The sequence below is a fragment of the Vulcanithermus mediatlanticus genome, assembly GCF_055385885.1.
Genome location: NZ_AP042384.1, coordinates 72,762 through 89,243, shown reverse-complemented (window position 1 = coordinate 89,243; position 16,482 = coordinate 72,762). Strand labels below are relative to the sequence as shown.

General features: G+C 59.7%; 17 protein-coding genes and 1 pseudogene. All 18 read right to left on the bottom strand.

Going from position 1 to position 16,482, the window contains the following annotated elements; all coding sequences use genetic code 11:
• Nucleotides 1-10 precede the first annotated feature (10 nt).
• A pseudogene (locus ACZ5BT_RS00430) lies at nucleotides 11-358 on the bottom strand (DDE-type integrase/transposase/recombinase); the annotation flags it as partial.
• A gap of 12 nt (nucleotides 359-370) precedes the next feature.
• Nucleotides 371-634, bottom strand: coding sequence for a hypothetical protein (locus ACZ5BT_RS00425; protein WP_464883754.1), 264 nt, complete (start codon nucleotides 632-634; stop codon nucleotides 371-373).
• 99 nt (nucleotides 635-733) lie between these two features.
• The gene (locus tag ACZ5BT_RS00420; protein ID WP_464883753.1) at nucleotides 734-1,888 is read right to left on the bottom strand and encodes a pyridoxal phosphate-dependent aminotransferase; all 1,155 of its coding nucleotides are present in this window, start codon (nucleotides 1,886-1,888) and stop codon (nucleotides 734-736) included.
• Nucleotides 1,885-2,835, bottom strand: a complete 951-nt coding sequence (gene speB, locus ACZ5BT_RS00415) for an agmatinase (RefSeq protein WP_464883752.1) — start codon at nucleotides 2,833-2,835, stop codon at nucleotides 1,885-1,887. Before speB ends, ACZ5BT_RS00420 begins: the two co-directional genes overlap by 4 nt.
• A 2-nt stretch (nucleotides 2,836-2,837) precedes the next feature.
• Nucleotides 2,838-3,665 carry a carbon-nitrogen hydrolase family protein gene (locus ACZ5BT_RS00410; RefSeq protein WP_464883751.1) on the bottom strand — a complete coding sequence of 276 codons (828 nt, stop codon included), beginning with the start codon at nucleotides 3,663-3,665 and terminating at the stop codon, nucleotides 2,838-2,840.
• On the bottom strand, nucleotides 3,662-4,459 hold the full coding sequence (locus ACZ5BT_RS00405) for an ABC transporter permease (protein WP_464883750.1): 798 nt from the start codon (nucleotides 4,457-4,459) through the stop codon (nucleotides 3,662-3,664). Before ACZ5BT_RS00405 ends, ACZ5BT_RS00410 begins: the two co-directional genes overlap by 4 nt.
• The gene (locus ACZ5BT_RS00400; protein WP_464883749.1) at nucleotides 4,452-5,315 is read right to left on the bottom strand and encodes an ABC transporter permease; all 864 of its coding nucleotides are present in this window, start codon (nucleotides 5,313-5,315) and stop codon (nucleotides 4,452-4,454) included. The genes ACZ5BT_RS00405 and ACZ5BT_RS00400 overlap by 8 nt, the downstream gene beginning before the upstream one ends.
• On the bottom strand, nucleotides 5,312-6,382 hold the full coding sequence (locus ACZ5BT_RS00395) for an ABC transporter ATP-binding protein (protein WP_464883748.1): 1,071 nt from the start codon (nucleotides 6,380-6,382) through the stop codon (nucleotides 5,312-5,314). Before ACZ5BT_RS00395 ends, ACZ5BT_RS00400 begins: the two co-directional genes overlap by 4 nt.
• Before the next feature lie 17 nt (nucleotides 6,383-6,399).
• Nucleotides 6,400-7,494 carry an ABC transporter substrate-binding protein gene (locus tag ACZ5BT_RS00390; RefSeq protein WP_464883747.1) on the bottom strand — a complete coding sequence of 365 codons (1,095 nt, stop codon included), beginning with the start codon at nucleotides 7,492-7,494 and terminating at the stop codon, nucleotides 6,400-6,402.
• A 53-nt stretch (nucleotides 7,495-7,547) separates the two neighbouring features.
• Nucleotides 7,548-8,840 carry a 4-aminobutyrate--2-oxoglutarate transaminase gene (gabT, locus tag ACZ5BT_RS00385; protein ID WP_464883746.1) on the bottom strand — a complete coding sequence of 431 codons (1,293 nt, stop codon included), beginning with the start codon at nucleotides 8,838-8,840 and terminating at the stop codon, nucleotides 7,548-7,550.
• 81 nt (nucleotides 8,841-8,921) lie between these two features.
• A complete protein-coding gene (locus ACZ5BT_RS00380) occupies nucleotides 8,922-10,553 on the bottom strand; it encodes a PucR family transcriptional regulator (RefSeq protein WP_464883745.1) in 1,632 nt (543 codons plus the stop codon).
• A gap of 238 nt (nucleotides 10,554-10,791) precedes the next feature.
• Entirely contained in the window at nucleotides 10,792-11,232 is a 441-nt protein-coding gene (locus ACZ5BT_RS00375; RefSeq protein ID WP_464883744.1) for a type II toxin-antitoxin system VapC family toxin, read from the bottom strand.
• Nucleotides 11,232-11,492: a type II toxin-antitoxin system Phd/YefM family antitoxin gene (locus tag ACZ5BT_RS00370; protein WP_464883743.1), complete on the bottom strand. Its 261-nt coding sequence runs from the start codon at nucleotides 11,490-11,492 to the stop codon at nucleotides 11,232-11,234. Before ACZ5BT_RS00370 ends, ACZ5BT_RS00375 begins: the two co-directional genes overlap by 1 nt.
• Nucleotides 11,493-11,655: 163 nt before the next feature.
• Entirely contained in the window at nucleotides 11,656-12,045 is a 390-nt protein-coding gene (locus tag ACZ5BT_RS00365; RefSeq protein ID WP_464883742.1) for a type II toxin-antitoxin system death-on-curing family toxin, read from the bottom strand.
• Nucleotides 12,038-12,286, bottom strand: coding sequence for an AbrB/MazE/SpoVT family DNA-binding domain-containing protein (locus ACZ5BT_RS00360; protein ID WP_464883741.1), 249 nt, complete (start codon nucleotides 12,284-12,286; stop codon nucleotides 12,038-12,040). Before ACZ5BT_RS00360 ends, ACZ5BT_RS00365 begins: the two co-directional genes overlap by 8 nt.
• A gap of 112 nt (nucleotides 12,287-12,398) precedes the next feature.
• A complete protein-coding gene (locus ACZ5BT_RS00355) occupies nucleotides 12,399-13,892 on the bottom strand; it encodes an FGGY-family carbohydrate kinase (RefSeq protein WP_464883740.1) in 1,494 nt (497 codons plus the stop codon).
• Entirely contained in the window at nucleotides 13,889-15,514 is a 1,626-nt protein-coding gene (locus tag ACZ5BT_RS00350; protein WP_464883739.1) for a hypothetical protein, read from the bottom strand. The genes ACZ5BT_RS00355 and ACZ5BT_RS00350 overlap by 4 nt, the downstream gene beginning before the upstream one ends.
• A 60-nt stretch (nucleotides 15,515-15,574) precedes the next feature.
• Nucleotides 15,575-16,474: a dihydrodipicolinate synthase family protein gene (locus ACZ5BT_RS00345; protein WP_464883738.1), complete on the bottom strand. Its 900-nt coding sequence runs from the start codon at nucleotides 16,472-16,474 to the stop codon at nucleotides 15,575-15,577.
• Nucleotides 16,475-16,482 lie beyond the last annotated feature (8 nt).

Genomic DNA, 16,482 nt, shown 5'->3' with positions numbered 1-16,482 from the left:
CGGCCCGGGCTCAGGCGGACCTCAACCCGTGTTTGACGGCATGAGAAGGCGCGAAAAGGGCGTCTGGGAGGAGGTTCAAAGTGTTTGGTGAGCTACTGACGGCTTTGGCCGTCAGTAGCTCACTGGTCCTTGGCGTGTAGGGTCGGGTCGTCTTGTGCTTTAGGCCCAGCCACCGCAGCACCCTTTGGAAACGCTCGGACTGAAAGATCCGGGCGTTGTCTGTCATCACCCCGCTCACCTGAATGCCCAGCCGCCGGTAGTGACGCAGGGCGGAGAGCAAAAAGGCGACGGCGCTCTCCTTTCGCTCATTCCCCTTCACCTCCGCGTAGGCCACCCGGCTGTAATCGCGTGCCGCAGCAAAGACGTACGATCAGCCGGGCGAGCGGTTGCGATCCTTTCGGTTCTGGGTCACCCGGTGGCCGGGCCTCTTAAAGCGCGCGAGCTTCTTGGTGCCCAGGTGCAGGAGGACCCCGCGAGCCTCAACCTCAAAGCGCCTGGGCGGGGGTTTGGGGTCCAAAACGGAGAGCCGGTTGAGTCCCTCGGCTTTCAGGATGCGCCCCACCGTGCTCTTGGAAAGGCCAAGCCTCCTGCCGATGGCGTGGTCGGGCCAGCGACGCCTACGGAGTTCAATCACACGTCTCTGGACTTCCCCGGAGGTCCGTCGCGGTGTAATGCGCCCCTATCTTTGCGCTACTTTCCGCCCGATTGCGGTCAGTCTCTTGATCGACAATGATCACAAGTGCTGGTCTAGCCGCCTAATAGCTTCAGCAAGTGTCGAGGGTTTCTTCGCAAACGCAAACCGAACCATGGGCGCATCTGGTGTTTCGCTATAGAAGCTCGAACCCGGTACAACGGCAACACCGGCGTCCTTTAACAATGTTTCTGAAAATGCCACATCATTATGTGACCATGGCGAAACATCAGCGAGAATATAGTACGCCCCTTCTGGAGCATATGCACGAAACCCTGCCTGGCGCACTCCGGAGAGAAGAAGGTCTCGCTTCCGCGCATAATCGAAACTCAGATTTTTAATATACGCCTGCTCTTTAAGAAACCCTTTGGCGACCGCCTCTTGAAAGGGAGTAGGGGCACACACGGTGAGGAAGTCGTGGATCTTTCGGATGGCTTCCGTGGCCGGTTTGGAAGCCAAAATCCACCCGATCCGCCATCCCGTAGCAGCAAAGGTTTTTGAAGCCCCTGAGACGGTGACCGTATGATCGTAAAGACCTGGGAGTGTCGCCACACGCACGTGAGGTCTTGTGTACACGATATGTTCGTAGATTTCATCGGTAATAAGCCAGATCCCGGATTCTGTGGCGAGTTCGGCAATCGACTTTAGCTCTTCAAGCGAGAAGACTTTCCCAGTTGGATTGTGTGGAGTGTTGAGAATCATGGCCTTCGTACGTGACGTCACCGCGGCGCGAAGGTCAGCTTCGTCGAAATGCCAAACGCCGTCGGGATCCTCTGGCGGGCGCAAACGGACAAACCGGGGGAAAGCACCTGCAAAGGCAATGGCCGGAACGTAGTTCTCGTAAAAGGGCTCAAATAGTATAACTTCATCCCCCGGATTGACCAAAGCAAGTAGAGTGGCAACCAAAGCCTCCGTCGCGCCGCAAGTAATCGTTACTTCCGCTTCTGGGTCTACGGACAGTCCCAGGTGGCTATAATGGCCCGCGATCGCCGTTCGAAGCTCTATTGACCCATACGTCGTCGAATACTGGTTGTAGCTCCCCCGAACCGCCTCGATGGCAGCCTGCAGCAAGAGTTCTGGCGGATCGTAATCGGGGAATCCTTGAGCAAGGTTGATGGCGCCATACTGTTCGGCCAGTCGCGTCATCTTCCGAATGACGGAGTCGCCAAACCGCTCTGCATGGAACGAGACCCTCACCTGGTATCCCTCCGTCTTAGCGCCAACAAGGAGACAAGTTCGTAAAGGAGGTTAGCCGCCAGGTAAGCGGTGATTTCTCCCGGATCGAACATGGGAAGCACCTCAACAACATCCGCGCCAATAATTCTGAGGCCCTGCAAACCTCGGATGAGCCGAAGCATCTCCCTTGAAGTGAACCCTCCCACCTCAGGGGTTCCTGTCCCTGGGGCGTAGGCGGGGTCAAGGGCGTCCACGTCAATGCTCACGAAACAGGGATGATCCTGGACTCGGGCATGGACTCGCTGGATGACTTCTTCGAGACCAATTACATCAACTTCGTACATGGTGATGAGCTCGTATCCCAGATCGCGGGTCCCTTCATAGTCCTCAGGTCCGTAGTTTGAACCACGAATTCCTATTTGAATCGAACGATCGGGATTAACCAGCCCCTCTTCCACGGCGCGTCGGAACGGAGTTCCGTGGTTGTACTTTCTCCCAAAGTACTCGTCCAGCGTGTCCAGGTGGGCATCGATGTGCACAAGGGCAAGGGGTCCGTGCACCTTGGCTAGTCCACGAAGCTCCCCTAGGGTTACCGAGTGGTCCCCGCCCATAGCAAACGGAATCACCCCTGCACGTGCAATTTTTTCGAAATCCGCCTCAATTCGAGCGTAGGTGTCCTCAATATAGCCGGGGACAACAGCAACATCTCCATAATCCACACCAGATAGGTACTCGAAAATTCGTACGTCTAGAGCAGGGTTCCATGGGCGAAGCATGATTGACATACGCCGAATCGCATCCGGCCCGAATCTAGCGCCGGTACGGTAGGTGACGGCATCGTCCCAAGGAATGCCCACCACGACGAAGTCAACCTCGTCCAACGTCCGCAGGTGGGGCAACCGCATGAAGGTGCGTACCCCCGTAAACCTAGGTGACTCCAAAGAGCTAACGGGACCGTATCGTGGCATACTTATTCCTCCTTTCGAGTGGGTTTGCAAATGGGGGTGTAAAGTTCAGGGCGCCTGTCCAGGAGGTAGTCGAACGGCCGAGCGGCCGAATCTAAATCGCGCACCGTGGCCACGAGTACCGCCTCTTCGCTGTGGGGAGCCAAAACGTTGGGCACCCCGTCCGGTTTCCATACACCGCTTAGGCCCGAAAATACCAGCCCCTCCTCGCTCCCAACCCGGTTTGCCACAACCACGGTACGGTGGTTCTCAAGCGCCCTGCATTTCGCCATGCACCGAAGGTGCTCCTCCCAAGGGGACATGTGAGCGCTAGGAAACACCAAGAGCCCCGCCCCTGAAAGCGCAAGCAAACGAGACCACTCGGGGAATTCAACGTCGTAGCAAATGCCAAGCCCCAAACGGGCGAATCCAAGGTCCACGACAACGAGATCGCTCCCAGGTTCGAAAAGGTCGCGTTCGTGAGCATACAGGTGAACCTTCCGGTAGATACCACGCAGCATTCCATTGGCGTCGACAGCTACGACGCTGTTGAATAGCTCTCCTTGGGGTCCACGCTCTGGCAAACCGATGATCAAGGCTATCTCGTAACGTCGAGCCAAGCGGAGAAGCGCTTCAGTCCATGCCCCTTCCACCTCTTGGGCCAATCGGCGAGCATAGGTCGCACCATAACCTGAGACGAAGAGCTCAGGGAATACGGCGATTCTTGCCTCACTGGTTAGATAGGGCACCGAGTCACGTAATACCGTTTCGACGCGCTCCAAGTTGGCTGCAGGATTTCCTGGCTCAGGTGCCAGTTGGGCAAGTACGATCTGGATGCCTCCCCTTCCCTTCACCGCCAGAGCCCCCCTCGAGTAAAACGGTCTACCGCATACATAAGGGCGAACGTACCTACGATAAACACTGTCGAAGCAGCGGCAATAATGGGAGAGTAGGAGTATCGCAAGGACGACATAATTTGGATTGGCAGCGTCGTAACAGTAAATCCTGACACCAAGAAGGCCACTATGAACTCGTTCAGTGACAGTACAAAGCTGAAGAGAAGTCCTGCGAAGATTTCGTTGGCAATAAGCGGAAACGTCACCGTTCTTAGAACGGTTAGAGGAGTCGCTCCAAGGCTCATTCCCGCTTCTTCGACCTCCGGTGTAGTCCGCTCCAGGCCGTTGTAAACGAGAACCAAGGGGAACGGTCCGTTGATTACGGCGTGGGCAATAGCAATCTTGGTGATTCCTGGAGGAATACCCAGCTGGTAAAAGAAGGTTGTGAAGGCAACTCCGGCTACTACTGGGGGAATCAGCAATGGAAGCATACTGAATCCCAGGAGAGCGCCGCCCCAAGCTGGTCGGAAGCGGTGAATGCCTAAGGCCAGCGCTGTACCAAACGCAGTAGCGGCTATGGCGGAAGTCGAAGCGATAATCATACTGTTGCGGATGGCTTCCACCCAGTCCCGGCTAGCGATCAGCTCTCCATACCACTTAAACGAAAAGCCGCCAGGAGGGAACACCATGAACTGACCTGGCGCAAGAGAGGCTCCAACAATCACGACCAACGGCGCAACAAGGAAAATAAGCCCGACCCAGAAGGCCACGGTGATGAGGAGGAAGACACCCTCTCCGCGCACCTTACCCACGACGCAGTACACCCCCTCCCCTTAACAGGCGCCCAAACCCTATGAGAAGAACCCCTACTATCAGGACGAGGACAATAGAAAGGGCGGCGCCAAACGGGATGTTGCTCTCGTAGAGCACCTGGTCGGTAATTAACACCGGGAGGGTCCATTGCTGTGGTTTTCCGAGGATCACAGGAACTACGTAGGTCCCAATCGCCAACAAAAAAACAAGAAGGGAACCTGCCATCATACCCGGCAGGGCTAGTGGAACTACAATCTTACGTAGAGTTTGCCACCAATTCGCACCAAGGCTAATGGAAGCCTCCTCCAGCTCTCGGGAAAGGCCGCGTAAAGAACCATAGAGCGAAAGGATCATAAAAGGAAGGTAGACATACACGAAACCAATGAACGTGGCGGCGAATCCCGGCGTGTAGCTGGGGGGGATTTCTACGAGGCCAAGCCAAGCAAGCAGTTTTCCAACACCCCCGCTGCGAGAAAGCAGCACTGACCAACCAAAGGCGCGCACAACGTAAGTGAGCCAGAGCGTGCTTACCACGGTCCCGATTGCAAGACTTTGCAAGCGTGGAGACGCAAGACGCACAATAAAATACGTGAAAGGGAAGCCGATAGCAAGGCTCGCAAAAGCAGTTAACGCAGAAATCCAAATTGTAAAACCCAGACGGCCTAAGTAAAGGGGCTTCAACAACCTCACATAGTTCTCAATGGTAAAATCGCGTACGTAGCCCCCACCGGGAACGTTCTGAAAAAAACTAAACACGATAAGAAGAGCCAGGGGGGCTACAAAGAAAATAATGAGGAACAGGGCTGGAATCCCAAGGATTGTCCCTTGGAGCCAAAGAGGAGTCCACCGCTTCACGGTCTTCCCTCCAGCACCCATACGTGCTCAGGAGAGAGGTGTAATTGCACCTCGTCACCCACCCGGAGCTCCCGCGCAATGTCTAGCGGTGGGGTCGCCACAACTTCGTGCCCCCCCCGAGTGAGAAGCCTGACCTCCAGGAGTTCCCCAATAAACCGGATGAGATCCACTCGAGCAGGCACGCCACGATTTCCCTCATCCGAACGTGAGATCTTGACAAGCTCGGGGCGTACCATGACGGCGGCTTCCGAAGGTGGGGTTCCCTCTGCCCGGAGAGCAATCTGCACGCCTTCCTCGATGAGTTCGTAACACGCCAGATCGCCGCTCCGCTCTACGAGTCGGGCTGGGAAGAGGTTCGCCTCACCAACAAAATCCGCAACAAACAGGGTGCGGGGACGGTAGTACAACTCCTGAGGGGTACCCGCCTGTTCGATGACGCCTTGATTTACCACGGCAATGCGGTCCGAAAGCGTAAAGGCCTCCCGCTGGTTATGGGTAACGAAAATGGTGGTGACTTCCAGCTGGCGGTGTAAGCGTTTTAGTTCGATCTGAAGCTGTTCGCGAAGTTTTCGGTCCAGTGCTGCAAAGGGTTCATCCAACAGAAGAATCCTCGGATTAATCGCCAGAGCCCGTGCGAAAGCAACCCGTTGCCGCTGTCCGCCTGAAAGCGCCCCCGGTTTGCGTTCCCCCATCCCTTCTAAGCGAACCAGTCGCAGCATCGACTCCACGCGGCGCTTTATCTCGGGTTCCGGCACTTTTCGCATCCGAAGCCCATAGGCGATGTTTTCCGCCACGGTCATGTGGGGGAAAAGTGCGAGAGACTGAAAGACCATCCCGATGTTGCGTCGATATGGGGGAAGGTTCGTAACGTCCGCATCATCGAAGTAAATACGGCCTGCGCTGGGCGTTTCGAAGCCTGCGATCATCCGCAAAGTCGTCGTCTTACCGCAGCCAGAGGGTCCGAGAAGCGTGAGGAACTCTCCCTCCCCCACGGACAGGGAGAGTTTTCTGACTGCGGTTACCTTTCCGAACCGTTTTTCAAGGTCTACAACTCGAATCGTACTCATGTGATCGGTCGCTCACGTTATCCAATAATGGTTTCCTTCCACCTCTCGTTCAGCCAGTCCTCCAGGTCAAGATAGATCCGGTACTCAGGGACGATAGCCTTTTCCGGCCCAGGACCGAGAACGCGCTCAGCAAGGTCGGGCTTTAAGGTAATCAAGTTTTGTCGCACGGTAGGAATCGTGTAAAGGTTTTCTGTTATACGCTGCTGGACACTCGGACGGGAAGCATAGTTGATGAACGCGAACGCTTCCTCTTTGCGGGATGACGTTCTGAGTACAATCCACTCTCCGCGATCTACAATAGGCCCCTCCTTAGGAAAAACTGAAACCACGGGCGCACCTTTATCGACTAGAACCTGCGTAACGTCATTATAGAGCTGGCCCATGGGAACTTCACCTGTAATCAGTGCTTGCTCGAACGTAGCCTCGTCGCGGTACCAAAGCTTTACGTTTGGCTTTAGTTCAGCGATCTTCTTAAGTACGCGCTCGATTCCTTCCTTAGTCTGCAGAACCTGCTTCCCCCCAAAAAACGTATGCGCCGCAATGTCCAGCAAATAGCTGTTCCCTGGCAGACTGAGCAACCCAAGCTGGCCACGGTAGCGCGGATCCCAGAAATCGGCCCAACTATTGGGGTTCGTCTTGATGAACTGCTTGTTATAGACAAGGTTAATGTACCAAGCCAGGGCAGCAACCGTGTAAAGTTTCCCACCCTCACGCCTAAAGAAGGGCTTTTCGACGTACTTAAGATTGGGCATACTGGCTTCGTCGTAAGGTGACCACAGGTTGCTGCGTATTCCCTTGATGACCTCGGTTGACTTGATGATCGCCACGTCTACTGGAGCACGGTTCGCAGCAACGGCCTGGCTGAGCTGCACGTACATGGCCTCACCGGTAGGCTCGGGCCGGGATTCAACGGCGATTCCCGTGTCTTTCCGGAATGGTTCAAAGAGAGCCTTATCCAGAACCTCCTTGAATATGCCCCCATATACTGCGACGGTCAGCGGCCGAGATTGGGCTTTAACCCAAAACCATGGACCTTTAGTGGCCATCAGTGCACCAGTCGCAAGCGCACCCTTCAGTAACTTCCGTCTGCTGACTTTACGCTTCATTTGCATCGCCCCCCTCCTCCTTTTAGAACTTTGCTAAGGTTCCCAAGCAAAAGCCTTTTTCAAGTCTCTACTGCCGGTGAAGAAAGAACTTTCTCTAAGACATCAAAGGCGTAGTTCAGCTCTTCATCTGTGACAGTGAGCGGCACCAGCACTCGGATCACGTTGCCATAGAGCCCGGCTTTGACCAGCAAAAGCCCCTTCTCCCTAGCGGCAGCGATGACCTGATCAGTGAGCTCCGGTGCCGGAGTCCTGGTCTCCCGGTCCTCCACCAACTCCATCGCCACCATGGCCCCGAGGCCCCGCACGTCTCCGACCTGGGGAAATCGCCCCTGCAGCGCCCGGAAGCCTTCCATTAGCTCCTCACCTAAAGACCTAGCTCGCTCAAGCAGCCCCCCTTCCTCAAATATTTCGAGCACCGCCAGCGATGCTGCACAAGCAAGAGGATTGCCGGCATAGGTTCCTCCCAGACCACCAGGCTCAGGCGCATCCATGACCTCGGCCCGGCCAATGACACCGGAAAGCGGAAGCCCCCCGGCAAGGCTCTTGGCTACCGTGATGAGGTCGGGAATTATGCCACTGTGCTCGATCGCAAACATCCTGCCGGTGCGGCCAAAACCCGTCTGTACCTCGTCCGCAATCAGCAGGATGCCGTGCTCCTCCGTAATCCGCCGCAGCTCGCGCAGAAACTCAAAGGGGGCAGGCACAAACCCTCCCTCCCCCAAAACGGGCTCGATGATGACCGCAGCGACCCGCTCGGGGCTGACCTGGGTCTCGAAAAGCTCCCGGAGCGCTCTCAAAGCCCGCTCCGTGTCCCATCCCCGGTATTCGTAGGGGTACGGCGCGTGGTAGATCTCCGGGACAAAGGGACCGAAGTTCTGCCGGTAGGGCTTGGTCTTCCCCGTAAGCGTCATCCCCAAAAGCGTGCGCCCGTGGAATCCTCCTGTGAACGCTATCACGGCAGGTCGCTTTGTGTAAGCCCGGGCTATTTTGATGGCGTTTTCTACTGCTTCGGCGCCAGTGGTCAGGAAAATCGCTTTCTTAGGAAACTCTCCCGGCGCCAACGCCCCAAGTCGCTCTGCTAATCGGACGTATGGCTCGTACATAGCCACTTGGAAACAAGTGTGAATCAACCTTTCGGTTTGGGCCTGGACCGCCTGGACTACACGGGGGTGGTTATGCCCCACGTTCACCACACCGATTCCCCCCGCGAAATCGATGTACTCGTTCCCATCCACATCCCAGACCTTTACCCCCTCGGCACGGGCCGCAAAGATAGGGTGAGCGCTAGCAACGCCGCGGGGTACATGTCGCTGGCGAAGTTCGTATAGGGTTTGGTTTCGCGTGCCTGCCAAAAACTACGACCCCCCTTTTGAGTTCTTGAAAGAAAGATACATACGCAGGGGGGGAATATCTATGTTGCTTAATACCAATCTCTAAGTGTATTTTTTATGTGTAGTTAACAATATTTCAGTAGCCAGGCGGATTTCAAAACGAGTCTGGGGATCGCTAAGATCGCGCCCAAGGAGGGACTCCACACGCTCGAGTCTGTAGCGGAGGGTATTGAGATGAACGTTGAGCTCGCAGGCGGCCTCTTTCTGACGAAACCCACAGCGAGCCCAAGTCACAAGAGTCTGCACCAAGGCCTCGCCGCCCCTTCGGGGCCAGAGAGCGCCGAATAAAGATTGGACCAACGCTTCTCTAGCATCGGGATCACCAAGTAGCACCCGTGGAATCAGCCAACTCTCATAAAGATACAGTTGTCCAGGTGTCGCTAAAGGCAACAACGAAAGTGCCTCCCGGTAGCTCCGGGCAACTCCCTCAGGACCAGAGTGCGAACGCCCCACCAGCATTACCAAGTTCGGCGATGATATGACTTTCCAAAGTTGGCTTGGGTCTACGGTCTCTGTCAGGAGCCCAATGACACGGTTCAGGGTAACGGTCACGAGCGGCTTAAGGCCCAGGTCTCCCAATCGCCTACGGACCCGTACACTGAGGTCCTCCCGGCGCATGAATCCTTCTCGTGAAAGGGGTACCCCCTCTTCAAGCACCAGAACCCACACTCGATATGATGCCTCTAGGTCAAAACCCATCAGTCGGGCTCGTTCCAAGTTGTGTGGAGTCGGCTCAAAGCGACCCTCGAGTAGCGCATCAAGAAAGGAGTACCCAAGCCGTGTTTCTTGCTGGGCCAACGCTCGCTGGTGCGTGATGTGTAGCGCAGCGATCGTAGCCGCATGCTCTGCGGCACGAAGGTCAAGTTCGTCAAGAGGAGTGTCACCCTCAATAATCCACACAAGCCCAACCAGCTCCCCTTTGACACGGATGGGACATACCACTCTGGGTTTTAGTCCGAGTTGTGGCAGGGAAGGAATGTGAACAGGGGTGTTGCTTCGCTTAATCCGGGACAGATAACCTTCAGCCTCAAGCACATGCCAAACTTCAGGTGGCGTTGCCCCCGTTTCCAACGTAGCTTGTCGAACTGGATCTGTATCCAAACCAGACAAACGGTCAGCCGTATAGTGGGCGAGCAAAACTCCCTCTGGATCCTCAAAGGTCACGTCGCGCTGGAGCAACCGTCCTAAGGTTTCCGCAATCTGTTGTAAGCTTTCCGCACCTATAGCCGCCCTGGTGAGCACACGGTGGATGTCTTCAGACCTCTCGATGATCGCATATTGCTCGGCCAAGATGACTCTGTGAACTTCCTCGGTGATCAGCGCAAACGGGACTTCCCAAGGGATTTCAAGGAGCGGTAGACCCAGGTGCTTCGCCTCTTCACATGCCGATTCAGGAAAGTGCTCGAAAAACTGGGGAACAGCTAGCCCAACGCCTGAAAGACCACATTCGTTCAATCTGCGAATCAGCCTTCGAAGAGCATCATCCTCCCGAGGCCATGCGTACCCCGTCGTTAAGAGCAACTGACCTGGGCGAACCCAGGGAAAAGGATCAGGTATATCTACTACATGGGCCCACTTAAGTTCTCGCCCTAGCCCTTTATCGCCAGCGACTAGCCGAGCGCCCGAGAAAACCTCAAGCTGAAGCGCTTCTGCAAGCGTCACGGTAACAATCATTGTATCCGCCGCACTGAACGAGACGGTGCCGTTGTAAAAGCGATAACGTCGCGTATTTTGATACCGTCTTGTACGCTAACTCTTTAAGCTAGCTGTGCAGTCTCACCACGTTGTTCACACCAAGCCCCAAGAGTGAGATGGGTGCTCGGTTGCCCGGGTTGATGCGCGGCCAGCGCCGGTTGGGTGGGGAGCGCGAAAGCAGGGACCTGCCGGTCAAAGTGGGGGAGGGGCTGGCCTTTCACAGTGCCTTGGGCCAGGCTTCGAGACCCCTTCTTCTTGCGGTCTTCCACAGGTCGTGGTTGAAAGTGGCCATGACCACCGGCACCTCCAGCATCTCCTGCCAAAGGAGGGCTGCCGCAAGGTGGGTGGCGTCGTATCCCCTGATGCCTTCTTTCCACGCCAGGTCCGAAGCTCGCTCTAAAAGGGGGTCCGTGACCTTCAGGCGGTAAAGCCGTGGCCAGTCCGTGAGGAAGGTTTCCAGAGCCGTCCCCGCTTCTTCCCGGGTAAGTGCCCCCACCCGCACCGCCTTAGCCAGGGCCGCGGCCATCTCCACCCGGGCCAGGGCTGAAGTGCCGAGCACGTCCGCCGCCTGAATGAGCGTTTGGACCTCGGGGGTGCCGGTTTCTTCCACGTACCGCTTGACCAGAGCGCTGGTGTCAAGGTAGACCACCGGGGACATTACCGGTCCTCAACCAGGAGTTCGGCCACGCTCGTTCGGGCCCGGGCCACGGGGGCTCGAGGCGGGAGCTGTCCCTCCCCTGCCTCGAGCAGGCCCAGAGCGGCCATGGCCAGGAGCCGTTCTTCCAACCCGGTTTCCCGGGGGACCAGCCGGGCCACGGGCCGGCCCCGGTCCGTGATCTCCAGGCTCTTGCCCTGCCGCACCAGTTTAAGGTAGCGGCCTAGGCGGTTCTTGAGCTCCCTCGCGCTCACGCGCTCCATGTGGCTATTATACCCCGAGAGTAGCCACCTGTCTGGCGTCGGAGTTTTTTCGCTGGCCCGAGATCGAAGTTGGGCTCGGCCGGACGGATAACCGAAAAGAGAGGGCGGGGCGACCGTTTTCGAGTTAAAAGGGCACGGAACGGGCCGCCGTGTTTCGCCGCGCTCAGACCGGGGCAAGGTAAGCGCGGCATCGATGATCCGGGGGGCCTTCCACCCCGTGCGCGCACCGGGCGACCTTGACCACGGGTCCGAAGGTCGGCCCGTCCCCCGGGGTGGGTTTCCACCCGCTCAGGCACAGGAACACGTCCATGGCCGCGAGGGCGGTGCGTTTATTACCGTCGACGAAGGGGTGCCCCTTGGCGATACCCACCAGGTACGCCGCGGCTTTCGCGGCCGGGGTGGGATACGGCTCGGCGCCCCTGAAGGTGGCCTGCGGGGCGGCCAGCGTAGCCTCTAACCTTGCCTCATCACGCAGGTCGAGCCTGCCCCCGAACGCTTCGATGAGGCCCCGGAGGACGGCCAGCAGGAAGCGCTTGGTCAGGAACTCAGGCATCGGAGAGCTTCTTGTAGAGCCGGGTGCGTTCCCGCTTTGAAGCGAAATAGGTTGGGGCGGCCCGCAGTTCGACTTCGTCGGCTCCCGCAGGCGTCGCCACCAGCGTGTTCCCGATCACCTGGACCTCGGCCTCGCCGCCCGGCTCGAGACCCAGCAGCTCGAGCATCTCCTTTGGGAGTACGAGGCCCCGCGAGTTTCCGATCCGGACCAGCTTGCGCCTCATCCCCGTGCGTCGGTTCAACAGCCGGAGCTTCTGACCTGCGCCGGTCACTGGCACCGGGCAGGGTCCCGCCCCGGACCGGTGAGGAACGCCGGACGCCGGGCGGGAAGCCCGGGTACCCACCGGGGGAAGGCTACAACCGGTGCACGATCGCTGCCGTCTTTTCGTAGAGGTCGAGATAGAGCGCGTAGAGGTGGTCGTAGGTGGCCCGGTTTTCCTCCGACGGACGTACGGTCCGGCTCGGGCCCAGCCAGCGCTCGAGGGAAGCTCGCTGAACGCTACCGGAGGCCAGGCCGGCGAGGAAGGCGTCGCCGTAGCTGGCCCCGATCGTGATGCGGGGCAGCTCCTGGGAGATGCCCGCGATGTCGGATACGATCTGTACCCAGGTCGGCGACTTCGTGCCGCCCCCGACGGCGACGACGCGCTTTATTTCAGCCCCTAAGCTGCGGAAGGTCTCCAGGTTGTGGCGGATGCCGTAGCCCACGCCCTCCAGCACCGCGCGGTAGAGATGCTGGCGTTCGTGGGCCAGGGTGAGTCCGGCGATCACGCCTTTGGCATTGGGATCGTTGATCGGCGTCCGTTCTCCGCTGAAGTAGGGGAGAACCAGCAGACCCCCGGATCCTGGCGGGACCTTCGCGGCCTGGGCGAAAAGCGTGTCGTAGGCCGCTTCCTCCGGCAGGTCGCGGGCGAGCTGGTCCCGGAACCAGCGGGTCAGGCTGCCGGTGGTGGCCATGCCCGCGGCCAGGTTGCGCTGGCCCTCGAAGGCCCCGGCGACGGTCCATACCCTCGGGTCGGGCGTCGGCTTTGACTGGACCAGGATGAAGAAGGTGGTGCTCCCGTACATGATCATCAGGTCGCCGGGTTCGAGCACGCCGACGCTGATGGCTTCGCTTAAAGCATCTACGGCGCCGACGGCCACGGGCGTCCCTGCCCGGAGTCCGGTGAGCCGGGCCGCATCTTCGGTGACGCTGCCCGCCAGATCGTCGCTCCACCCCAGGTCGGGGAGCATGCCGGCGACCCCGAGGTCGCGCACGAACGCGTCGTTCCACCCGTCCGTCTGCGGGTCGTAGAGGGGCATGTAGTGGCTGGCCGTGTGCCGGTCCATCACGTGGCGCCCGGTGAGGCGGTAGACGATGTAGCTGCTGGCGGTGGTCAGGGTCCGGGTCCGGGACCAGACCTCCGGTTCGTGGCGCTGGATCCAGAGAATCTTGGGGCCAACCGCCTGGCTCGTCAGGCTCATCAGCGAGTGGGCGAAGATCCGTTCGGCTCCGTAGCGGGCTTCCAGCGCTTCGATCTCGGCCTGGGCGCGGGTGTCGACGCCGTAGAGGATGCCGGGGCGGAGCGGGCGGCCGTCTTCATCCAGCGGCAGGAGACAGGGGCCGATCGCGCTCACCGCCAGGGCCAGAACGTCGCTCCCGGTATAGGGACGGCCGTCGAGGAGGTTCCGGGTGATCTCGACGAAATCGTGCCACCAGACGGCGTCGGCGTCGTGTTCGACGTGGCCGGGCTGGGGTATATCCACCGTGTGGGGGACGACGTGGGATTTGACGATCTGGCCGTCGGGCGTGACCAGGACGCCCTTGCTGCTGTAGGTGCCGATATCGACGCCCAGCAGGAGCTCGCTCATGCCCGTTCCTCCGTGCCGCAGAGGTTGACCTTGATACCCAGCGTTGCCAACATCGCTGCCTTCACGCGGAGCGCCTGGCGGGCCCGGCGTTCGTCCGGCGCGTAGGCGACGTTGACGTGATTGGCCTTGTGCTTGGCCATCATCTGGTCGCGCGTCACGCCGTGGAAAACGGCATTGACGATGGGCCACTGCGGCGTGGTGAGCTGCCAGCGCCGCTGGACCTCCTCTTCGGGAAGGTCAACCACGGTGCCGGTGCCGAGGTCGCAGTGAAGGGCACCGTCCTCGATGTAGAGCCGCGACCAGACGATGGTTCCCGGCTTGCCGACCCCTTTGAGGGTGCCGCCACCGGCGGGAAAGTACATGGGGGGCTGCCGTTCGCTCACCGCCCCCGCGTACCCCCCCTTGAAATGGGAGGCGGGCGCGGCGCCGGAGATCATGAGCACCCACACGAACTGCCCGTCGTAGGTGTCCCCCCAGCGCAGGTCGTGCAGGGTGGTGGAAGGGTCGAGGCCCAGGGCCTTCCAGACCCGGTGGGTGACGAGGGCGTCGATGCCGGCGCCCTCATCGGCCTCGTTGAAGTGCGGCAGCGCCTCGCCGGCGTAGAGCTCTTGGCCGGTTCGCGGATCGTAGACCGGGGGTCGGTCGGGGTTGTTGAGGAGCCCTTCGGCGAGGTCGCTCGCCGGAGCCATGTCCATGAGGCCGAGCTGATACTGGATGCCGATGGCGTCACAGCCAAACCGGTGGGCCATGCGTACGGCGGCCACGTACATCCTGAGCTGCTCGAGGGTCTGGTTTCGCGTCAGCTCGCTGGCGCCGTCGGAGCCCCACTGGAAGCGGACCCCGCGGTCGAGGAGCCACTCGAGGCAGGCCTCGGCTTCGGAATCGGCAACGCGCCGCATTTCGGCCAGCAGGGCGGACTGGCTGAGTCGCTCCTTGTAGATGCCGCAGGCATTCATCAGCTCGTCCTCGACGATGGCGTTGTACATCCCCATGCAGCCCTCGTCGAACACACCGAGGATGGCTTTGCGTTGCAGCAGTTCCCGGGCCAGGTTTTCACCGAGCTCGCGATCATCCTCCGGGAGGAGATCCGGGTCGAGCGCATGGACGTGGCTCAGGTCGTGATGGATCCGGCCGGTGAGCAGCCATTCCCGGAGGCCGTTCATGAAGAAGCCGTCGGTGAAGTCCTCGCTCCACAGGCTGCTGTAGGTGACGCCCATTTTGGTCAGGGATCCGTTGAGGTTTAAAAGGCCGACCAGCCCCGGCCACTGGCCGCTCCAGTTGGCGACGGTCAGGATCGGCCCCCTGTGGTCACGCAGACCGGCCAGGATATGGTGGCTGAACTGCCAGACGGAGAGGGCGACCACCACCGGCGCGTCGCGGGGGATGCGCTCGAAGACGCGCATCCCCATCCGCTGGCTGTCGATAAAGCCGTGCTGCTTGTGGGGGTCGTAGGGGTGAGCGCGAACCACCTGGAGACCGAGCTTCTCGAACGCCGCGGTCAGCTGCGATTCCATCGCCTCTTGCGCCGGCCAGCACACCTGGTTGGCTGAAAGCCGCTGATCTCCGTTGGCAACGAGATAGACCTTGCCCTGATCGCTTGCTATCGCTTTGGGATCGATCATCTGACACCTCCTCGGGGCAGACTGTCGCCTCTATCAACCAAGATAGTCCCGCACCAGCGCTTAAAGGGGCAGAAGGCGGACGCCCGCGCTTTCAATGCTCGGCAGCAGGACCTCGAGGCGTTCCGCAATTTGCCGCTCCTCGGTTGTGCTCAGGCGCGGCAGCGGGCTGCGCGAGTTGCCGGGCGGCAGACCCCGCCAGGCCATCCCGGCCCGCATCCAGTGGATGCGGGCGCCGCCGCCGAGGACGTCGCTCACAGCCCAGGCCAGGCGGTGGAGCGCCTCGGCCCTTTCGCGGTCGCCCGCGGCCTCGGCGTCCAGCATGGCCCGGAAGAGCTCCGGCATCACCATCCCCGGTCCGGTGACGATGCCGCTGACCCCGGACCTGGCCACCGCCAGGGCCAGCGAGTCCGCGCCCACGAAGATTTCGAGGGCCGGCGCGGCACGGAGGTAGTTCACGATCTTGTTCATGTCGGCGCTCGAATCCTTGATGCCGGCAAGCCCCTTTCCCGCCAGGGTCGCGAGGCTGGTGGGGTCGAGGTCGTTGCCCGCGCGTTGCGGGATCGTGTAGGCGTAGAGAGGGAGGCCCTCGAGGACCTCGAGCAGGGCAGCGTAGTGCTGGATCAGGTGGGGCTGCTGGTAGCCGAAGTAGTAGGGGGTTACCGCGGCCACGGCGTGCACGCCCATCCACTTGGCCTCGAGTGCCAGGCGTCGGGTTGCCACGGTGGAAGCGGCCCCGACATGGGCGATGATCCGCGTTCTCGACCCCGCGGCTTCAAGCGCGGCCCGGAAGAGCTCGATGCGTTCCTTTTCGCGGAGCAGCGGAAACTCGCCCGTTGTGCCGGTGACAAAGAGGGCGTCGACCCCCCTCCGGGCCAGAAAGTCGCAGTGCTTCTGGAAGGCGTCCAGATCGAGCGTTTCATCGGGGCGGAAAAGGGTCAGGGGAGGGATGATCAATTGCATGGGCACTC